Below are 20,553 nucleotides of genomic sequence, written 5' to 3' on the forward strand. Positions count from 1 at the left end.
TGAGGGATTCTTTAAATGTTGATTAATTACGTTGTGTTAGCTAATGACTCTAATATACCAGGAGATATATTCAAAACTTTATTTGCCATATTTTCTTTTTTTATCATATTAATCTTAGCTTATTATACTTCTAAATTTATTGCATCTAATGGTAGAAAATTGAATAATGGAAGAAATATGGAGATAATTGATATACTAAACTTAGGTAATAACAAAAGGATAATGATGGTGAAAATTATTGATAAAATATATATATTAGGAAGTAATAATTCAGGGTTTAATATGATAGATACTATTGAGGATGAGACTACAATTAAAAAAATAATAGATCCTCAAGAAGATAAACCAGGATTTGAAAACTTCCTTAAAGATAAGCTCACATCATTCAATAAAAATAAACAATCAGAATATAAAGATAATTTAAATGACTTAGATTATAATAAAATAGATAGTTTAAAGAAAAGAATAGAATATTTAAAAGAAAATCATGTATTTGCTAGAAAAAAGGATGAAACTAAATGAAGAGAAAGACTATAATAATTTTATTAATTTTATTAATTTTTATTAATACTGGTGTTTATGCCAATCCTGATATCTCTTTATTTGGTACAGAGGTAAATATAGAAGATAGCGATAATCCTGATGATTATATTGTAGGATTTGAAATACTGTTACTTTTAACGATTTTAACATTAGCACCTGCCATACTAATAATGATGAGCAGTTTTACTAGAATAATAATTGTTTTATCATTTATACGAAACGCTCTTGGTACACAACAAACACCACCAAATCAAGTACTTATAGGATTAGCATTATTTTTGACATTTTTCATTATGGCCCCTATTGGGGCCGATATTAATGAGAATGCATTGCAACCCTATCTAGAGGAAGAAATAGGACAGGCTGAAGCTATTGAAAAAGCTGTGATCCCTGTTAGGGAATTTATGTATAAACAAACACGGGATAAAGACCTTGCTTTATTTATAGATCTTGCAAATGTAGATGAAGAAGTATTAAGTAAAGAAGACATACCTACTAAAGCTTTAATACCAGCATTTATTATTAGTGAATTAAAAACAGCCTTTCAAATAAGTTTCATCTTATTTATACCATTTTTGATTATAGATATGGTAGTAGCAAGTACATTGATGTCTATGGGTATGATGATGTTACCTCCAGTAATGATTTCCTTACCATTTAAGATATTGTTATTTATTATGGTTGATGGGTGGAATTTAATAATTAGATCATTAATTAATGGTTTTAATTAGATAGGAGTGATTATATGAGTCAAGGGGATGTAATAAAGTTAGCACAGGATGCTATGTTCTCTATTTTAATTTTATCAGCACCAATGTTAGGCTTTGGTTTATTAGTAGGTTTATTAGTGAGTATATTCCAAGCAACTACTCAGATCCAAGAAGCAACATTAGCCTTTGTACCTAAAATAATTGCAGTTTTAGTTGCATTTATTGTTTTTGGACCATGGATACTTACTTATATTGTAGAATTTACTGAAGACTTATTTATGAATATTAATAAATACATTCAATAGGATGAATAATTATGGACTTATTTGATTACATTTTTTCAGAATATCAGACTTTTATACTAGTTTTCATAAGAATGACTGGGATTTTTATAATAACACCTATTTTTAGTAGAACTAATATACCTTCAATATTTAAAGTATCCTTTGCCTTACTACTATCGATTATTACCTTTAGTACCATAAGTGAGCAGGGTATTAGTTTTGATACAGAAATTCATTTAGTTATATTGATAATTAAAGAACTTAGTGTAGGGTTAATAATTGGATTCATATCTTATTTATTTTTCATATCATTATTTATCGCTGGCCAGATAATTGATACCCAGATTGGTTTTGGAATGGTAAATCTATTTGATCCTCAACATAATGCTCAAGTACCAATTACAGGTAATCTATATTATATATTAGCATTATTAATATTTTTGACTATTGACGGACATCATTGGTTTCTACAAGCCATAATAAAGTCATATTCTATATTACCCCTAGGGTCGATAAGTATTAACGAGGGAATTTTAAAACAAATGATATACGTATTTTCTGAGATATTTAATATAGGATTCAAAATAAGTAGTCCTATACTAGCAACAGTTTTTTTAGCAAATATATTATTAGGAATAATAGCTAGAACTATGCCTCAGATGAATGTCTTTGTGGTTGGTATGCCTTTAAAAATAATAGTAGGGATATTAACTATTTTTATAACACTACCAATTTATTTAATAGCTCTTCAACATATTTTTGACAATATGTCTGGGGAGATTTTTAACTTTTTACAGTTGCTTATGAAGGGTTGATTTATGTGACTAATTACATTATAGACTTACAACTTTTTGCATCAGAAGAAAAAACAGAGAAACCCACATCAAAGAAAAGAAAAGAATCTAGAGAAAAAGGACAAGTTTTACAAAGTAGAGAGCTAACATCTGCTTTTTTACTAATATTCGCTTTTTTATCACTAAAAATTTTTGGACAATATATGGTCGATAATCTATCAAATTATACAATATCAATTTTATCAGATCATTCTATATATAAAAGTTTATATACCGTGGATAATCTATCTATATTTTTTATGACTATGATTATTATAACTGCTAAGATTATTGCTCCAATAATTGGAACTGTAGTAATTGTAGCCGTTTTAATTAGTTATCTTCAGGTAGGTTTTTTATTTAGTACTAAAAGCTTAAGCATGAAAATCAGTAGAATAAATCCATTAGAAGGGTTTAAAAAGATTTTTTCTACTAAATCTTTGGTAGAGCTAGTAAAATCATCAGTAAAAATATTTATTATAGGGTATGTTGTATCATTATATATTTATAATAATTTAAACAAAGTTTATGAATTATTTAATATGACTGTAAAGGAAATAGCTACAAATATTGGTTCATTAACTTTTGGAATTGCTATAAGATCTGGGGCAATATTATTTATATTAGCTATATTTGACTATTGGTATCAATGGTGGCAACATGAAAAAAATCTAAAAATGACTAAACAAGAAGTAAAACAAGAACATAAGCAATCTGATGGTGATCCATTAATAAAATCTAAAATTAAAGAAAAGCAAAGACAAATAGCTATGAGACGAATGATGCAAGATGTGCCTAGTGCAGATGTTATCATTACAAATCCTACTCATTATGCAGTGGCAATAAAATATAATAAAGACAAATATGAAGCTCCTTACATAGTGGCTAAAGGACAGGATTTAATAGCTCAAAAAATTAAAGAAGTAGCAAAGGATTCAAATGTTACTATAGTAGAAAATAAATTATTAGCAAGATCACTTTACAGTTCTTGTGAGGTAGGAGATGTTATACCAGAAAAAATGTATCAGGCTGTGGCTGAAGTATTAGCCTATGTATTTAGTTTGAATACATAATGAAAGGAGATAAAGATGAAGTTCGGAGATATAGTTGTAGCTATTGGTATAATAGCAATTATAATAATTATAATAATACCTGTAAATGAAAATATTTTAGATATACTATTAAGTTTAAATATTTCCTTAGCATTATTGATATTATTACTTTCAATGTATATTGATAATGCACTAAGTTTTTCCATATTTCCTTCTTTACTACTTATAACTACGATGTTTCGATTATCACTAAATATATCTAGCACGAGAATGATACTTTCAAAAGGTGATGCTGGAAGTGTTATAGAGACATTTGGAGGATTTGTTATACAAGGAAATCCAGTAGTAGGTTTTATTATATTCTTAATTATTGTAATAATTCAATTTCTTGTTATAACAAAAGGTTCAGAAAGAGTAGCAGAGGTAGCTGCCAGATTTACATTAGATGCTATGCCAGGAAAACAAATGGCCATTGATGCTGATTTGAATTCTGGTTTAATTACAGATATTGAAGCTAGAGAAAGAAGAAGTTTTATTCAAAGGGAGGCAGACTTTTATGGTTCTATGGATGGAGCCAGTAAATTTGTCAAAGGTGACGCTATAGCAGGTATAATAATTACTGTCTTAAATATAGTTGCAGGCTTTGCCATAGGTATGTTAACGCTAGACTTAACATTAGTTGAATCTTTAGCTAAGTTTACAACTTTAACAGTGGGAGATGGATTAGTTAGTCAAATTCCAGCCTTAATGATATCAACAGCTACTGGTATAGTAGTAACTAGAGCTGCATCTGATTCTAATTTAGGGACAGATATAATAAATCAACTATTTTCTACACATCCACGAGTAATGTTTTTGATTGCTGGTGTATTATATTTTCTAGGTATTGTAGGATTACCTCCGGTTCCATTTTTCATATTAGCAACTACTTTTCTATGGATAGGTGTTGTAATGATGAAAAATATTAAAAAATCTAAAGAAGTTGATGTTGATACTGATAGTGAAGTAGATAAGGAAGAAATAAGAAAGCCAGAAAATGTGAGATCATTACTTAAAGTTGAGGATATTGAATTAGAATTTGGGTATGGTATTATACCTTTAGCTGACTCTAATCAAGGAGGAGATCTACTAGATAGGGTTGTTATGATAAGAAGACAGATTGCTTTAGAATTAGGAATTATAGTTCCGATGATAAGGCTTAGGGATAATATCCAACTTAATCCTAATCAATATTTAATTAAGATTAAAGGGGTAGAAGTATCTACAGGAGAGCTTATGTTTGATCATTATCTTGCTATGAATCCAGGAACGGCCAATGGAGAAATAGATGGAGTTGATACAATAGAACCAGCCTTTGGTCTTCCAGCTAAATGGATAACAGAGGAACAAAGAGAGAAAGCTGAAATATTTGGTTACACTGTAGTTGATCCACCTTCAGTGATCTCAACTCATTTAACTGAAGTAATAAAAAGAAATATTGATGAGTTATTAGGTAGACAAGATGTAAAAGTGCTTATTGATAATATAAAAGAAGAGCATCCAGCATTAGTAGATGAGGTTATACCTAGTGTAATGACAATTGGAGAAATACAAAAAGTATTATCTAATTTATTAAAGGAGCAACTATCCATAAGAGATATGGTAACTATTTTAGAAACCTTGGCTGATTATGGTGCTGTTACAAAAGATACAGACATGCTTACAGAATATGTAAGGCAAAGACTTTCACGATATATTACAAAAAAATATGTGGAAAGTAATATGCTTAAGGTGGTTACACTGGATTCAGAATTAGAACAATTAATAATGGATTCTATAAATCAAACAAATACAGGATCATACTTATCATTAGAACCAACATTAGTACAGCAAATACTTAATAGTTTATCAAAGAATGTTCAAAAGCTTACTTCTATAGGCGAGCAACCTATAATATTAACAGCTCCTATTGTAAGATTATATTTCAAAAGGTTAACAGAACAAATTACTAGTGATTTTATTGTACTATCATATAATGAAATAGATCCTACTATTGAGATAAAATCTCTAGGGATGGTGAAACTATAATGAATATTAAACGATATATAGGAAGAACTAACCATGAAGCAATGTTAAAGTTAAAAAAGGAATTAGGAGAAGATGCTGTAATTCTACATACTAGAAAAATTAAAACTAAGGGATTACTAGGACTCTTTAAAAAACCTCTAGTAGAAGTGGTTGCAGCAAGAGAGGAAAACATTTCACCAAATAATAATAAATCTAACTTTAATTACAAACCAACAAAAAAAAGAAATACAAATGAAATAGACAATTTAAATAAAGAAATTACTAAATTAAGAAAAACAATTGAAGCTCATATAATACCAACAACTATACAAGATGATGGTAATCTAGATGAGAATCTTATGTATTTAAAGAATATATTAATTAATAATGGTGTTATAGAAGAATATGCATTAAGTATCATTAAAGAGCTGAAAAGTAGTTTTAATATAACAAATAAAAATGAAGAAGATCTAATTAATATATTAAAACAATTAATAAACTCCACCCTAGGTGAAGCTAACCCTATAGAGATTGATAATAATAAAAAGGTTGTTTTTTTTGTGGGTACTACAGGAGTGGGTAAAACTACAACTTTAGCAAAAATAGCAGCAGATTTATCTCTAAATAAAGATAAAGAGTTAGGTCTTATAACTGCAGATACCTATAGAATAGCAGCTGTGGAACAATTAAAAACTTATAGTGAAATTTTAAACTTACCTTTAGAAATAATTTATAATACAGAGGAAATTTATATGCCTATGTCGAAATTTAAAGATAAAGATATAATTTTAGTAGATACTGCTGGAAGAAGCCATAAAGATCATGAAAAAATTTCTGAATTAGAAAGTATGATAGATATTATTAACAATAAAGAAGTATATTTAGTACTGAGTATTAATACAGAATTCAGTTCAATAAAATCTATTATTGATAATTACAGTAAAATTCCAGAATTAAAGCTCATTTTTACTAAGTTAGATGAAACTGAAAAAATAGGGAATATTTTAAATGCTAAACTATACTCAAAGTATCCTATATCATATATTACAAATGGTCAAAATGTACCGGAAGACCTCCAAGTATTTAGTAATGAAATAATTACTGATATGATAGTTGGTGAAAATTAAATTGAGAGATCAAGCTGAGAAGTTAAGACAATTAATAGTCAATAGAAAGAAAAATAATGAAAGTATAGATAATAAGAGTGTTAGTAATACTCGAGTACTTACTGTTACCAGCGGTAAAGGGGGGGTAGGGAAAACTAATTTTACAATAAATCTATCACTTTCTTTATGTAAATTAGGATATAAAGTGGCTATATTAGATGCAGATATTGGTTTTGCAAATATTGATGTCATACTTGGTATTATGCCTAAATATTCTTTAATTGATGTTATTCGAGAGAATAAAGATATATTAGATATAATGGAAAATGGACCTTATGGATTGAAAATTATTCCAGGGGGCTCAGGACTTGAAGATATAATGCACATGGAGACTAATGAACTAGAAATACTAACTAATCAATTAATGAAGTTAGAAGAGTCTATGGACTTCATTATAATAGATACTGGTGCAGGAGTTTCTAAAGCTGTAATTAATTTTGTAAGCTCCTCAGATGAAATAATTTTAGTTACAACTCCAGAACCCACATCCCTAACAGATGGCTATGCTATGCTCAAAGTTATTAATAACCACGTTAAAAAAGATAATGTAAAATTAGTAGTTAATAGAGTTCAAAATGAAAGAGAGTCTATTGAAGTTTACAATAAACTTAATAGAGCTACTATAAAATTCTTAAATCTAGAATTAGAGAATTTGGGTTATATATATGAATCAAAATTAGTAACAAACTCTGTTAAAAATCAATTGCCTTTTGTATTATCAGATTCAAAATCACCTATAAGTAGGATGATTAACACCATAGCTCTTCGTTTAATTGATAAAGAAAATGTTGCTACACATAATGGGCTAAGAGGTTTTTTAAGCAATATCAAAAATTTAGTAAATAGAGGTGGTGACTAGTATGAATAAAACAACACCTAATCTTGAGTTAGGAAATAAGATTGAAATATATATTGGAAATCAGGGATATGTAAGTCAAGTATCAGATATTATAAATAAAGACAAATTGATAATATTAGGGCCTATTAAATATGGGAAACTTGTTAATATTTTAATAGGAACTGAACTTAAAATAATGTTTACTCTAAAGGATAAAGCTAGATATTGGTTTAATGGTGTTGTAGAAAATGTTGATAGAGAAAACTTATATAAGCTTCATATTAAGAAAATTAATGATACTGTTAAACTACAAGAAAGAGAATATTTTAGATTGAAAAAAATTTTGGATGTATCTATTACATTGGACAATAATGATATAATAAAAGTTTTTACAGAAGATATAAGTGGTAAAGGCCTCAAAATTGTAACTAAAAGAACTTTTAATCTAGGAGATAATCTTTTTCTTGAATTTTCATTAAATGATAAAAATATAAAGACAACTGGAGAAGTTGTAAGAGTAGAAGATTATGATGAAATTAACAATAATATTTATGGAATATGCTATAATAATTTAGATAAAGAATCTAGAGATATCATTGTAAAATACATATTTGAAGAGCAAAGAAAGCTAAGAAAAAAAGGGTTGAATTAATTATGAAAAAAGTATTTATTGTTGATGACTCAGCTTTTATGAGAAAAATAATATCAGACATAGTGAACCAAGATAGTGAATTAACAGTTATTGATACAGCTAGAAATGGAAAAGAAGCTCTTGAAAAATTAAAATATATACATGTAGATATTCTTACACTTGATATAGAGATGCCTATAATGAATGGAATTGAAACTTTAAAAGAACTCAAAAAAAATAATATCGATATACCAGTATTGATGCTAAGCAGTCTTACAAGAGATGGGGCTGAATTAACATTAAAAGCATTAGAAATAGGAGCAATAGATTTTATTACAAAGCCTAGTAGTATATTTAAAGTTAATAATGATGAGAAAAAAAATGAAATTATAAGCAAAATTAAAGGAGCAATTAATACTAAGACAATTTTTATCACCAATACTGAAAAAATTGTCTTCAAGGAAAAAGCACATAAAATAGTTAAGAATAAACAAGTTAAGAATATTATAGGAATAGGATCTTCCACTGGTGGCCCGAGAGCTTTACAAGAGATAATTCCTCAAATTTCAGAAGATGTAGATGGATCTTTTGTAGTTGTACAACATATGCCCCCGGGGTTTACCAAATCATTAGCAGACAGACTTAATAGGATGTCCCATGTAATCGTAAAAGAAGCTGAGAATGATGAGATAGTCAGAAATGGATATTGTTATATTGCACCAGGGGACAAGCATTTAAAACTAGTCAATCACAATAATAATATCAAAATTATATTAGATGATGGTATAAATGTAAATGGACATAAACCTTCAGTGGATGTGTTAATGAATTCAATCTCTAATCTAGAAAATATTAATAAAATTGGAGTAATATTAACAGGAATGGGTTCAGATGGTGCTTTAGGATTAAAAAATTTAGTAAAATCAGGGGGATATTCTATAGGTCAAAATGAAGAATCTTGCATAGTCTATGGGATGCCAAAATCTGCATATAATATAGGTGCAGTAGATGTGCAGTTGCCCCTTGAAGATATAATAAGTGAAATTTATAATAAATTGGGGGGATTGTAATGGAAATCAATCAATATATAGATATATTTATTGAAGAATCGAATGAGCACTTACAAAGTATGAATGAATGTTTATTGAAATTAGAAAATGAACCTGAAAATACAGAATTATTAAATGAAATTTTTAGAGTATCTCATACTATAAAAGGCATGTCTGCAACTATGGGTTATGAAAAAATGGCAAGTTTAACTCATGAAATGGAGAATTTATTACAAGAATTAAGAAGTGATAAAATATCAATCAATACTGATATTATTGATATTTTATTTGAATGCTTCGATAAACTTGAGCAATATACAAAAAATGTCGCTGAGCAATCAAATGAAGGTGAAATTGAAGTTTCTAATTTAATTGTAAAATTAAATAGCATACTTAATGATAATGATAAGTTAATTATTGCTGATTATACAAGCGATACAGGAGTAAAAAATATTGACTATTACATACTTAATATATTAAAAGAAGCAATGAAAAAAAACATGAAGGGATATAGAATAACAGTAGAAATAGATGAAAAGTGTATGCTTAAAGCCGCTAGAGCGTTTATTGTGTTTAATACACTAGAAGAATATTCTGAAATAATTAAATCTGAACCTTCTACAGAAGATATTGAAGATGAGAATTTTGATAATAAATTTGAAGTTCTAATAATTACTGAAAATTCTGTTGAAGAAATTAATAAAGAATTGACCCAAATATCTGAAATTAAAAGCATACTTATTGAAGAACTTGAAGAATCCAGTATTAATGCAGATTATGATCAAGATTATAAAGAAAAAACAATTAAAAAAGATAATTTAGAAGAGTTTAAAGAAGTGAGTGCTGATAAAATTGAAAAAAAGAAAAAAACAGTAAATAATAAAGTTGGTAAAACTGTAAGGGTTGATATAGAACGGCTAGATAATTTAATGAATTTAGTAAGTGAATTAATAATAATAAAAACTCGAATGGAAGATATAGGGGATAATAATAGCAAACAAAGCATGAATGAGGCTACTGAATATTTAGAAAGAATCACAACAAATTTACATGATGCTGTAATGAAGGTAAGAATGGTCCCAATAGAGAGAGTATTTAATAGATTTCCAAGAATGGTTAGAGATTTATCTAAAGAGTTAGGAAAAGATATTAACTTGAAAATGTCGGGGGAAGATACAGAGGTAGATAGAACTGTAATTGATGAGATTGGAGATCCATTGATACATTTAATTAGAAATTCAATTGATCACGGAATAGAAACACCAGATAAGAGAAAGTTACTTGGAAAAGAAGCTGAGGGTACGGTATTCTTAAAAGCTTATCCTGATGGTAATAATGTTGTAATTGAAGTGCAAGACAATGGTTCAGGGATAAATATAGATAAAGTTAAACAGAAAGCTATAGAAAATAATGTCATTACTGAGGAACAAGCTAATCAAATGGATGATAAAGAAGTACCAGAATTACTATTCATGCCTGGATTTAGTACAGCTGATGAGATAACAGATATTTCAGGGAGAGGGGTAGGACTTGATGTTGTTAAATCAAAAATAAATTCAATTGGTGGTATAGTAGAGGTTGAAACCAAAAAAGAAGAGTACACTAAGTTTACAATAAGAATACCTTTAACTTTAGCAATAATACAAGCTTTATTAATAAAGTTATCTAATGAGATATATGCTATACCATTAAGTTCTATAAAAGAAATTACTACTATTAAAACTGAGGATATAAGAAAAGTACAAAATCAAGAAGTTATTCTCTATAGAAATAAAACATTGCCAATCATTAGATTAAGTTCTATATTAGATACTAAAACTAATTTAAATAAAAAAGAGTTAATAACAGTAATTGTGAAAAAAGGAGAAAAAGAGGCTGGCTTTATTGTTGATGAATTATTAGGTCAACAAGAGATAGTTATTAAATCTTTAGGTAAGTACTTGTCAAATGTTAAATACTTAGCTGGTGCAACTATTTTAGGTAATGGTAACATTTCTTTAATACTAGATGTAAATTCATTATTTTAAGGAGGATTTTTATGGAGAATATTATTGAAGTAGAAAATCAATATGTGATTTTCAGAATACATAATGATAGTTATGCCATAGATATTTCAATGGTTAAAACTATAGAAAAAGTAGAGGATTTTACTCGTATACCTAATTCTGAAGGATATATCAAAGGAGTAATCAATCTTAGGGGTGAAGTTATTCCTGTTATAGATCTTAAGAAGAGGTTAGGAATAGGAGAGATTGAAATAAATGAAAACTCTCGAGTAATAATAACATATAGGGATGAAATAGTCGTAGGATTATTGGTTGACGCATCCTCTGAAGTTGTTTATTTACAAAAAGATGAAATTGATAATCCTCCAAATATAAATGAAAGTGAAGATTATAATTATATTAAGGGAATTGGTAAGAAAAATGATAAATTAATTTTAATTATTGATCTAGACAGAATCTTGGATATTGAAAGGGAAGAATAATGACTGTTGATATTAGTAATTTAAATAATATTCTTTTAGATGTATTGAAAGAATTAGGGAATATAGGAGCTGGAAATGCAGCCACAGCATTATCACAAATAATAAATAATAAAGTTGATATGAATGTACCCCAAGTAAGACTTCTAAATTTTTCAGAGGTAGATGGAATACTGGGTGGTCCGGAAAACCCAGTAGTAGGTATCTATTTTGGAATGGAAGGAGATGCAGTGGGGAATATAATGTTTATATTAGATTTAGAATCGGCAAAAAATCTAGTTGAACTTTTATTTGATAAGAAAAAGGAAAGTTCAGAATTAAACGAATTAGAAATATCTGCTTTGTCTGAAATAGGAAATATATTAGCTTCTTCATATATAAATTCTTTAAGTCAATTAACCAGTCTAAAACTTAAGACTTCAGTACCGGCAATAACAATAGATATGGCTGGTGCAATTTTAAGTGTTCCAGCAATACAATTTAGTTATGTTTCTGATAAAGTTCTTTTTATTGAAACAGAATTTATAGAAGAGAATAAATATATATCTGGAAATTTATTTTTGATACCAGATATTGATTCTTTTGAAATTATATTAAATAGTTTAGGAGTAGTATAAATGCAATCATTAAAAGTTGGAATGGCAGATTTAAACACTATAAAAAATAACGGAACACTTGTTACTTTAGGATTAGGTTCTTGTGTAGGAATTGCCATATTTGATAGAAAGAATAAAATAGCAGGACTAGCTCATATAATGTTACCTTCTAGCTTAGAAATTAAAAACAATTCAAATAAAGCTAAATTTGCAGATTCTGGAATTGAATTATTAATATCGAAGATGGAATTTATAGGAGCTAATAAACATAATATGGTAGCTAAATTGGCTGGAGGAGCACAAATGTTTAAGTTTAATAGTAAAGCTGATGTTCTTAAAATTGGAGAAAGAAATGTACTAGCTTCTAAATCAAAACTTGATGAGTTAGGAATTAAAATTATCGCAGAGGACACTGGTGGAAATTTTGGAAGAACAATTGAATTTCGATCTTCAGATGGAAGTTTATTAATAAAAACTATAGGATATGGTAAAAAAACTATTTAACTAATCACCTCATAGGAGGAGAATTATGCTAAAAGATAAAATGTGGAAAGACTATCATGAGTATAGTGATATTCATATGAAAAATAAACTAATAGAAGAATATGCATATATCATAAAAATTGTAGCTAGTAGAATGTATAACTACTATGGTGGAAAAGTAGAATTTGATGACTTAATGGGTTTTGGAGCTTTAGGATTAATTGATGCTATAGATAAATTTGATCCTTATAGAGGTGCAAAATTTGAAACCTATGCACAATTAAGAATTAGAGGTACTATAATTGATAATTTGAGAAAATTAGACTGGGTACCAAGAGCTTTAAGAGCAAAGTCCAAATTAATTGAAAGAACTATCTATAATCTTGAAAATAAATTACACAGAGATGTAACTTCTGAAGAAATTTCAAAAGAATTAAACATACCAGTAAAAGAAGTAGAAGTAATATTAAAAGAAATTAACTCTTTTAATATTACTTCACTAGATGAAATAATATTAAATAACGGAGAGCAGCCTTTAGATATATCAGATGACCCTCAAAATATTATGGAGGAAAGTGAATACATAGAAACACTAACTGATATTATTTTGGAATTACCGGAAAAGGAAAAAATGGTAATAACCTTATATTATTATGAAGAATTAAATTATAAAGAAATTGGTAAAGTTATAGATTTATCAGAATCACGAATTTCACAAATTCATAGTAAAGCAATAAAAAAGCTTAAGAACCAACTGAGTAAATTAATATAAATAATTAACTTTGGGGTGGTGGGGGTATTATGGAAAAGTGTATCATTTTAGAGGGAAATAATAAAAATAAACTTATACAACAGGCAACTGAACATTTTAATGTATCCCAGGAAGATTTGGATATTAAAATTATTACGGAAAAAAACAGAATAATAAAAAAATACTATAAGATGGAGTTTAAACTGAGTAGTAACTTGAATAGTTATTCAACTGACAATAAGGAAAATTTAGATGAATTAATTGATGAAGAATATTTATCTAAATTAGAAAAACCCCAAAAAGATTATAATATCCAATTTACAAATGAAGGGGTAAAGGTAACAGTAAATAAAATAAAAGACAAAAAATCTTTATATAATGAAATATACAATTATATTTGTAGAAAAGAAATAAAGGATTTTGATAAAAGTAAAATCTACGAAGCAATTGATAATTTACATGAAGACATTATTTTAGCTCCAGTACAGAATGAAATTATAGTAGATGATGAAATTATTATTGATATAAGTAAAGATAATATGAAAGGATATGTTGAAATAATTCCAGGGGATGAAGATGGAAAAAAGATTACATATACTGAAGCATTGAACATATTAGAAGAAAAAATTAAATTTGGTATAGACAACAATATGTTAAAAGAAATTTTTAAAAGTAAATTATATAATAAAAAATATGCTATAGCCTACGGAAAGGATCCAATAAATGGTGAAGATGGGTATCTAGATTATAAATTTGATATTAATACTGACTTAAAACCTTGTATATTAGACAATGGAAGAGTTGATTTTAGAAACTTAGGCTTAGTAAATAATATAAGTAAAGGTCAAATATTAGCCCTAATTAATCCTCCTACCCAGGGAGAGATTGGATTTAACATTCTAGGTGAAGAGATATCTGCAATAGAGGGGAAGCCAGCTAGTTTAAAAATTGGTAAAAATATAACGATAAATGAGGAGGAAATTTTTTCTGATATTGATGGACAAGTTAGGTTAACTAATGGGAAACTAGAAGTTTTAAATATATATAATATAGAAGGAAATGTAGATAGTCACACGGGGAATATTGACTTTAATGGTACTGTAGTGGTTAATAATTGTGTAAATAGTGGTTTTAAAGTAGAAGCTTTAGGTGATGTATATGTTAATGGTGTAGTTGAAGATACCAGTGTAAAATCCATTGGTAATATTTATTTAGCCAGAGGTATAGTAGGTAAAAATAGGGCAACATTAGAATCTAAAGGTGAAATCGTATCAAAGTATATTGAGAATGCAACAGTAAAAGCTGAAGGGGATATTACTGCTCAAGCTATATTACATAGTACTGCTCAAAGTAATAGTAGTATAAATGTGCAAGGAAAAAAGGGGTTAATAGTAGGGGGAGAGTGCAAAGCCCAGTTTGAAGTACATGCAAATATTATTGGATCACCTATGGAAACCTACACACTAGTAGAGGTAGGGACTAATCCAGAATTGAAAGAAAATTTAGTTAATATTAAATCAGAAATCGAGGGAATTGAACAAGATATTATCAAAATATCAAAATCAATAAATATTTTAGATAAGAGTTATAAACATAATAACTTGTCGGATAAAAAAATTATTTTATTTAAAAAGTTATTAAAAACCAATAAACAGTTGAATGAAAAAAAGAAAAATTTAATTGAAGAATATGAAAACAAAGAAAAAGAATTGAAAATTTTATCTACAGGAACTATAAAAGTTGATGATATTATATATCCTGGGGTAAAAATAGTTATAGGGAATCATTCAATGTATATTAGAAAGCCTATAAAAAATTCCAAATTTACTTTGGTAAGGGGGACTATCAAAGTAACAAAACTTTAATAGAGATACGAAGGAGAAAAAATATGATTCTTAGCATGATAATATTTGGAATATTATTGATTATATTATCCATTATTTTAATTGTAAAATATAGAGAAGTAGAAAATACTAAATACAATGAAATTATAAAGATATATAATGAAATTGTAGAATATAGTGATATAATTAGTGGTGTTATTATTGACTTAGAGAGCATGATAAAAAATGAAAATTCTCAAAAAGAAAGTTATATTATAGAATCTAATTATAATATAAGTGGTACTAAGGATGACTATGCTACTGAAGATTATACAAGAAAAATAAAAGAAGAAGTTATAGATCTTTATAAAGATGGAAATAGTATTGATGAAATAGCAAAAAGGTTAAATAAAGGTAAAAGAGAAGTAGAAATGATGGTTAAACTAAATAATTTTAATAAAATCAAAAAAAAGAGTTGAAATTACTACGATTTTTATGGTATACTCGTAGAGGTGAAAATACACACACTCATTAATTCTTATGAATGTGCCTAACAAGGTTTTATAGGAAAGTGATATGAGTGGAGGCGTAAAACAAAGGAGGTGTAGTAATGGCAGTTATAAGTATGAAACAACTTCTTGAAGCAGGTGTTCATTTTGGACATCAAACAAGAAGATGGAATCCAAAAATGGCTGAATATATATTTACTGAAAGAAATGGAATCTATATTATAGATCTTCAAAAAACAGTGAAAAAAGTAGAAGAAGCTTACAATGTTATTAAAGAAATTGCTGCTAACGATGGAGAGGTTCTTTTTGTAGGAACTAAGAAGCAAGCTCAAGAGTCAATCGAGAACGAAGCTAAGAGATGCGGTATGCATTTTGTAAGTCAAAGATGGCTTGGGGGTATGCTAACAAACTTTAAAACTATAAATAAGAGAATATCAAGACTTCATGAACTTAAAAGAATGGAAGAAGAAGGAACTTATGAAGTTCTTCCAAAAAAAGAAGTTATAAAGTTAAAGCATGAGGAAGAAAGACTAGAAAAATTCCTTGGTGGTATTAAGGATATGAAGAAAATTCCAAGTGTTCTATTTATAGTAGATCCTAGAAAAGAGAAAATTGCTGTAAAAGAAGCGAAGATTTTAGGAATTCCTGTTGTTGCAATAGTTGATACAAACTGTGATCCAGATGAAGTTGACTATGTAATTCCAGGTAATGATGATGCTATAAGAGCAGTTAAGCTACTTACTGAAACAATGGCAAATGCCGTTTTAGAAGGTAAGCAAGGCGAACAAATAGAAGATAACGAGTAATTCAAATGGTAAGGGCAATAAGGGAATTTTCCCTTACTACTCTTACCATTTATTAATATACGATGATAAATTGAGGAGGCGTTAATATGGCAGTAACAGCAGCAATGGTAAAAGAATTAAGAGAACAAACTAGTGCAGGTATGATGGACTGTAAAAAAGCTTTAGTTGAAACTGATGGTAATATGGAACAAGCAATAGAATTACTTAGGAAAAAAGGTTTATCTAAAGCAGCTAAGAAAGCAGGAAGAGTGGCTGCAGAAGGTGTAGTAGAATCTTATATCCATGGTGGTAGAATAGGAGTTATGGTTGAGGTTAATAGTGAAACTGATTTTGTTGCTAAAAATGAGGAGTTTAAAGAGTTTGCTAAAAATGTAGCTATGCAAGTTGCAGCTCAGAACCCACAATATGTATCAAGAGATCAAGTACCAGCAAATGAAATTGAAAAAGAAAAAGATATATTAAGAGAACAAGCATTAAACGAAGGAAAACCTGAAAAAATAGTTGATAAAATGGTAGAAGGAAGAATTGATAAATATTATAAGCAAGTATGTTTAATGGAACAGACATTTATTAAAGATCCTGATAAAACTATCGAGCAACTAATGAATGAAAAAATTGCTAAGTTAGGCGAGAACATTAAAATTAGAAGGTTTACAAGATATGAAGTTGGAGAAGGTATAGAGAGAAAAGAAGAAAATTTTGCTGAAGAGGTAGCAAAACAAATTCAAAGCTAATAATATTAACACAAATGGAGAACACCCTGTGTTCTCCATTTGAATAATTACTTTAAAATGATATTTTAGAGGAGATTACTTATTAATGTAGAATAATATAGCTAGGAGTGTTTAAATGGATAAACCTATTTATAAAAGGGTAGTATTAAAGTTAAGTGGAGAAGCTTTAAAAGGAGATAAAAGTTTTGGTTTAGACGAAGAGACAATAATGAAAATAGCTGAAGAAGTAAAAGGATTACAAGAATCAGGTGTTGAAGTTGCAATTGTAGTTGGTGGAGGTAATTTCTGGAGAGGAAGAAGTAGTAAAGAGATGGATAGAACTACTGCAGACTACATGGGTATGTTAGCGACAGTAATTAATGCGTTAGCTATGCAAGATGCACTAGAAAATATTGGAGTGCTAACCAGAGTACAAACAGCTATTGAGATGAGACAAATTGCTGAACCATATATTAGAAGAAAAGCAGTAAGACATCTTGAAAAGGGTAGAGTAGTTATATTTGCAGCTGGAACTGGAAATCCTTATTTTACTACTGATACTACTGCTGCACTTAGAGCTGCTGAAATTGAGTCTGAAGTTATTCTATTAGCTAAAAAGGGTGTAGATGGAGTCTACGATTCAGACCCTCAAGAAAATCCTGATGCCAAAAAGTTCAATGAACTTAAATATAAAGATGTATTAAATTTAGAGCTTAAAGTTATGGATTCAACGGCAGCTTCTCTATGTAAAGATAATAATATACCAATAATTGTATTTGGTATAGAGCAGCCTGAAAATATTAAAAAGGTGATTTTTGGAGCTGAAATTGGTACTAAATTAAAGGAGGATTAGTTATGTATTTAGAGACTCATAAAGAAGTAGAGCAAAAAATGAAAAAGACAGTTAAGGTTTTTAGTGACGAACTAAAGACAATAAGAGCTGGAAGAGCAAACCCAGCATTATTAGACAAAGTAATGGTGAATTATTATGGAACTGCAACTCCTTTGAAGCAGATTTCTAATATTTCAGTACCTGAAGCAAGACAGTTACTTATATCTCCATGGGATGCTAACGCCCTACCAGACATAGAAAAAGCAATTATGAAATCAGATTTGGGATTAAATCCATCTAATGATGGAAAAACTATAAGATTAATAATACCGCAATTAACGGAAGAAACGAGAAAAGATATGATTAAAGTCCTAGGTAAAATTACTGAAGGGGCTAAAGTAGCTATAAGAAATGAGAGAAGAACAGCTAATGATGAATTAAAGAAACTAAACAAAAATGGTGATCTTACTGATGATGAATTATCAAAAGCAGAAGATCAAACTCAAAAGTTAACTGACAATTACATTATTGAAATCGAAAAGTTAGCTAAGGAGAAAGAATCAGAATTGTTGGAGGTTTAGAATTGAAGTACCTTAATATAATAGGGTTACCATTAAAAGATGCTATATCAAAAATAGATGAGGATTTATCTATAACAATAGTTGAAACAAAGGGAACTAACAATCGATTTAACAATAACCTGAATGAATTAAGGGTTGTTAAATTTGATATTGATGATAAATTAATTAAAATTATAGTATGTGCTTTTTAATCCCCTTCTACTAAGAAGGGGTTTTTAGTCATTATATTGGAGGTATAACAGTGGAGATTTTTAAAAATAAAAATACAGACCGTAAAGCTGGTTATAAAGGGAAAATCGATTTTGAGAATTTACCTGAACATATAGCTATAATTATGGATGGTAATGGTAGGTGGGCTAAAAAAAGATTTTTACCAAGAACTGCAGGACATAGAGAAGGTGTAAAAAGAGTTATGGATACAGTTGAAGAATGCGGGAATCTGGGTATAAAACATTTGACCCTATATGCATTTTCCACTGAAAATTGGTCTCGACCAAAGGATGAAATTGATTATTTAATGAGACTTTTAGTTGAGTTTTTGAAAAGTAAACTACAAGAAATTCATGATAATAATGTTAAATTAAATGTTTTAGGAGATCTTAGCAGGTTTGATACAAAAATCAATAGTGAAATAAATGATGCTATAGAATTGACTAGAGATAATACTAAATTAATATTAAATATTGCTTTAAATTATGGTGGGAGAAGTGAAATAGTAAGAGCCACGAAATTATTATGGGAAAAAATAAGAAATAATGAGATAAATATAGATGAAATCAATGAAGAATCTTTTAAAGAGTTTTTATATACTAAAAATCAACCTGATCCTGATATAGTTATAAGAACTAGTGGTGAAAAAAGGTTGAGTAATTTTATGAATTATCAGATAGCATATAGTGAATTCTTCTTTCTTGATGTGAATTGGCCTGAATTTCATAGTAATAACTTACATAAAGTAATATATGAATATCAGCAACGTAATAGAAGATTTGGAGGTATTTAGTAAACGAGTGATTAAGGAGTGGGAAAATGAGAACAAGAATTATTAGCGGATTAATAGGAGTGATTCTATTATTAGGTGCTGTAATGACAGGTGGTATAGTTTTAAAAATATCTGTTTTAGTTATTACTCTTATTGGTATAAAGGAGTTTAGAAGAGCCTTTTCTAAAGTTAATATTAAATTAACAAAATATCTATATTTATATTCTATATTGCTATTTGTTTTTTCAATATTAAATAATTATAACCTAGTAACTTTTAGTATAGTATTGAATTTGATTATATTTTTAATTATATATGTGTTTAATAGTGACTATAATATAAACGAAATATGCATTAGTGTATTTGCAAGTTTATATATTCCATTTTCACTAGTCCATATTTCATTTTTAGAAGGAAATATTTTAATATGGCTTATATTTATAATTGCATTCTCTACTGATACTTTTGCATATTTTAGCGGAAATTTCTTTGGCAAAAGAAAATTAGCACCAATACTCAGTCCTAAGAAAACAATTGAAGGAGCTATTGGAGGTCTAATAGGTGCGTTAATATCTACTATAATTTTTGTGGAAATATTTAATCTAGATAATATTTTCCTATATGCAGCCTTAGGGGTTATATCATCAATAGCCTCTGTAATTGGTGACCTTACTGCATCTAAGATAAAGAGAAATATAGGTATAAAAGATTATGGAAATATCATGCCTGGACATGGCGGTGTATTAGATAGATTTGATAGTATATTATTTATTTCTCCTTTAATATTTTATTTTATTAGTTATTTGATATAAGATATAGTAACAAGTAATATTTTTTAAA

At 28.2% G+C, this 20,553-nt stretch carries 24 protein-coding genes; all 24 read left to right on the forward strand.

Annotated features, from left to right (window positions below; genetic code table 11):
* Nucleotides 1-15: 15 nt before the first annotated feature.
* Nucleotides 16-522 (forward strand): flagellar biosynthetic protein FliO, encoded by a 507-nt coding sequence (gene fliO / locus GOQ27_RS15405; RefSeq protein WP_203367769.1) that lies wholly within the window; start codon nt 16-18, stop codon nt 520-522.
* Nucleotides 519-1,274 (forward strand): flagellar type III secretion system pore protein FliP, encoded by a 756-nt coding sequence (fliP, locus tag GOQ27_RS15410; protein WP_203367770.1) that lies wholly within the window; start codon nt 519-521, stop codon nt 1,272-1,274. The genes fliO and fliP overlap by 4 nt, the downstream gene beginning before the upstream one ends.
* A gap of 14 nt (nt 1,275-1,288) precedes the next feature.
* Nucleotides 1,289-1,558: a flagellar biosynthesis protein FliQ gene (fliQ, locus tag GOQ27_RS15415; protein ID WP_203367771.1), complete on the forward strand. Its 270-nt coding sequence runs from the start codon at nt 1,289-1,291 to the stop codon at nt 1,556-1,558.
* Between the two features lie 11 nt (nt 1,559-1,569).
* Nucleotides 1,570-2,352 (forward strand): flagellar biosynthetic protein FliR, encoded by a 783-nt coding sequence (gene fliR, locus GOQ27_RS15420; protein ID WP_207751323.1) that lies wholly within the window; start codon nt 1,570-1,572, stop codon nt 2,350-2,352.
* 5 nt (nt 2,353-2,357) lie between these two features.
* Nucleotides 2,358-3,443 (forward strand): flagellar biosynthesis protein FlhB, encoded by a 1,086-nt coding sequence (gene flhB, locus GOQ27_RS15425; protein ID WP_203367772.1) that lies wholly within the window; start codon nt 2,358-2,360, stop codon nt 3,441-3,443.
* 15 nt (nt 3,444-3,458) lie between these two features.
* Complete coding sequence (flhA, locus tag GOQ27_RS15430) at nt 3,459-5,489, forward strand: flagellar biosynthesis protein FlhA (RefSeq protein WP_203367773.1); 2,031 nt, start codon at nt 3,459-3,461, stop codon at nt 5,487-5,489.
* Nucleotides 5,489-6,595 (forward strand): flagellar biosynthesis GTPase FlhF, encoded by a 1,107-nt coding sequence (gene flhF / locus GOQ27_RS15435; protein ID WP_203367774.1) that lies wholly within the window; start codon nt 5,489-5,491, stop codon nt 6,593-6,595. Before flhA ends, flhF begins: the two co-directional genes overlap by 1 nt.
* A gap of 1 nt (nt 6,596) precedes the next feature.
* Nucleotides 6,597-7,493: a MinD/ParA family protein gene (locus GOQ27_RS15440; protein WP_203367775.1), complete on the forward strand. Its 897-nt coding sequence runs from the start codon at nt 6,597-6,599 to the stop codon at nt 7,491-7,493.
* Nucleotide 7,494: 1 nt separating this feature from the next.
* Nucleotides 7,495-8,124: a flagellar brake protein gene (locus tag GOQ27_RS15445; protein WP_203367776.1), complete on the forward strand. Its 630-nt coding sequence runs from the start codon at nt 7,495-7,497 to the stop codon at nt 8,122-8,124.
* Nucleotides 8,125-8,126: 2 nt separating this feature from the next.
* The gene (locus GOQ27_RS15450; RefSeq protein ID WP_203367777.1) at nt 8,127-9,173 is read left to right on the forward strand and encodes a protein-glutamate methylesterase/protein-glutamine glutaminase; all 1,047 of its coding nucleotides are present in this window, start codon (nt 8,127-8,129) and stop codon (nt 9,171-9,173) included.
* Nucleotides 9,173-11,179 (forward strand): chemotaxis protein CheA, encoded by a 2,007-nt coding sequence (locus GOQ27_RS15455; protein ID WP_203367778.1) that lies wholly within the window; start codon nt 9,173-9,175, stop codon nt 11,177-11,179. Before GOQ27_RS15450 ends, GOQ27_RS15455 begins: the two co-directional genes overlap by 1 nt.
* Nucleotides 11,180-11,190: 11 nt before the next feature.
* Complete coding sequence (locus GOQ27_RS15460) at nt 11,191-11,640, forward strand: chemotaxis protein CheW (protein ID WP_203367779.1); 450 nt, start codon at nt 11,191-11,193, stop codon at nt 11,638-11,640.
* The gene (locus GOQ27_RS15465; protein WP_203367780.1) at nt 11,640-12,254 is read left to right on the forward strand and encodes a chemotaxis protein CheC; all 615 of its coding nucleotides are present in this window, start codon (nt 11,640-11,642) and stop codon (nt 12,252-12,254) included. The genes GOQ27_RS15460 and GOQ27_RS15465 overlap by 1 nt, the downstream gene beginning before the upstream one ends.
* Nucleotides 12,255-12,737, forward strand: a complete 483-nt coding sequence (locus GOQ27_RS15470) for a chemotaxis protein CheD (RefSeq protein WP_203367781.1) — start codon at nt 12,255-12,257, stop codon at nt 12,735-12,737.
* A gap of 25 nt (nt 12,738-12,762) precedes the next feature.
* On the forward strand, nt 12,763-13,488 hold the full coding sequence (locus GOQ27_RS15475) for a sigma-70 family RNA polymerase sigma factor (RefSeq protein WP_207751325.1): 726 nt from the start codon (nt 12,763-12,765) through the stop codon (nt 13,486-13,488).
* Nucleotides 13,489-13,517: 29 nt separating this feature from the next.
* Nucleotides 13,518-15,332, forward strand: a complete 1,815-nt coding sequence (locus GOQ27_RS15480; RefSeq protein WP_203367782.1) for a flagellar assembly protein A — start codon at nt 13,518-13,520, stop codon at nt 15,330-15,332.
* Nucleotides 15,333-15,355: 23 nt separating this feature from the next.
* Complete coding sequence (locus tag GOQ27_RS15485; RefSeq protein WP_203367783.1) at nt 15,356-15,769, forward strand: DUF6115 domain-containing protein; 414 nt, start codon at nt 15,356-15,358, stop codon at nt 15,767-15,769.
* 131 nt (nt 15,770-15,900) lie between these two features.
* Entirely contained in the window at nt 15,901-16,605 is a 705-nt protein-coding gene (gene rpsB, locus GOQ27_RS15490; RefSeq protein ID WP_203367784.1) for a 30S ribosomal protein S2, read from the forward strand.
* A gap of 86 nt (nt 16,606-16,691) precedes the next feature.
* Complete coding sequence (gene tsf, locus GOQ27_RS15495) at nt 16,692-17,339, forward strand: translation elongation factor Ts (protein WP_203367785.1); 648 nt, start codon at nt 16,692-16,694, stop codon at nt 17,337-17,339.
* A 115-nt stretch (nt 17,340-17,454) separates the two neighbouring features.
* Nucleotides 17,455-18,171 carry a UMP kinase gene (pyrH, locus tag GOQ27_RS15500; RefSeq protein ID WP_203367786.1) on the forward strand — a complete coding sequence of 239 codons (717 nt, stop codon included), beginning with the start codon at nt 17,455-17,457 and terminating at the stop codon, nt 18,169-18,171.
* 2 nt (nt 18,172-18,173) lie between these two features.
* Nucleotides 18,174-18,731 carry a ribosome recycling factor gene (frr, locus tag GOQ27_RS15505; protein ID WP_203367787.1) on the forward strand — a complete coding sequence of 186 codons (558 nt, stop codon included), beginning with the start codon at nt 18,174-18,176 and terminating at the stop codon, nt 18,729-18,731.
* 2 nt (nt 18,732-18,733) lie between these two features.
* Nucleotides 18,734-18,922, forward strand: coding sequence for a hypothetical protein (locus tag GOQ27_RS15510; RefSeq protein ID WP_203367788.1), 189 nt, complete (start codon nt 18,734-18,736; stop codon nt 18,920-18,922).
* A gap of 50 nt (nt 18,923-18,972) precedes the next feature.
* Nucleotides 18,973-19,734 carry an undecaprenyl pyrophosphate synthase gene (gene uppS / locus GOQ27_RS15515; RefSeq protein ID WP_484477136.1) on the forward strand — a complete coding sequence of 254 codons (762 nt, stop codon included), beginning with the start codon at nt 18,973-18,975 and terminating at the stop codon, nt 19,732-19,734.
* A 26-nt stretch (nt 19,735-19,760) separates the two neighbouring features.
* On the forward strand, nt 19,761-20,525 hold the full coding sequence (locus tag GOQ27_RS15520) for a phosphatidate cytidylyltransferase (protein ID WP_203367789.1): 765 nt from the start codon (nt 19,761-19,763) through the stop codon (nt 20,523-20,525).
* The last annotated feature ends 28 nt before the right edge of the window (nt 20,526-20,553 follow it).

Origin of the sequence: Anaeromonas frigoriresistens (assembly GCF_016820655.1) — a bacterium.
In the GTDB taxonomy this organism is placed as follows: Bacteria; Bacillota; Clostridia; order Tissierellales; family SIT17; genus Anaeromonas; species Anaeromonas frigoriresistens.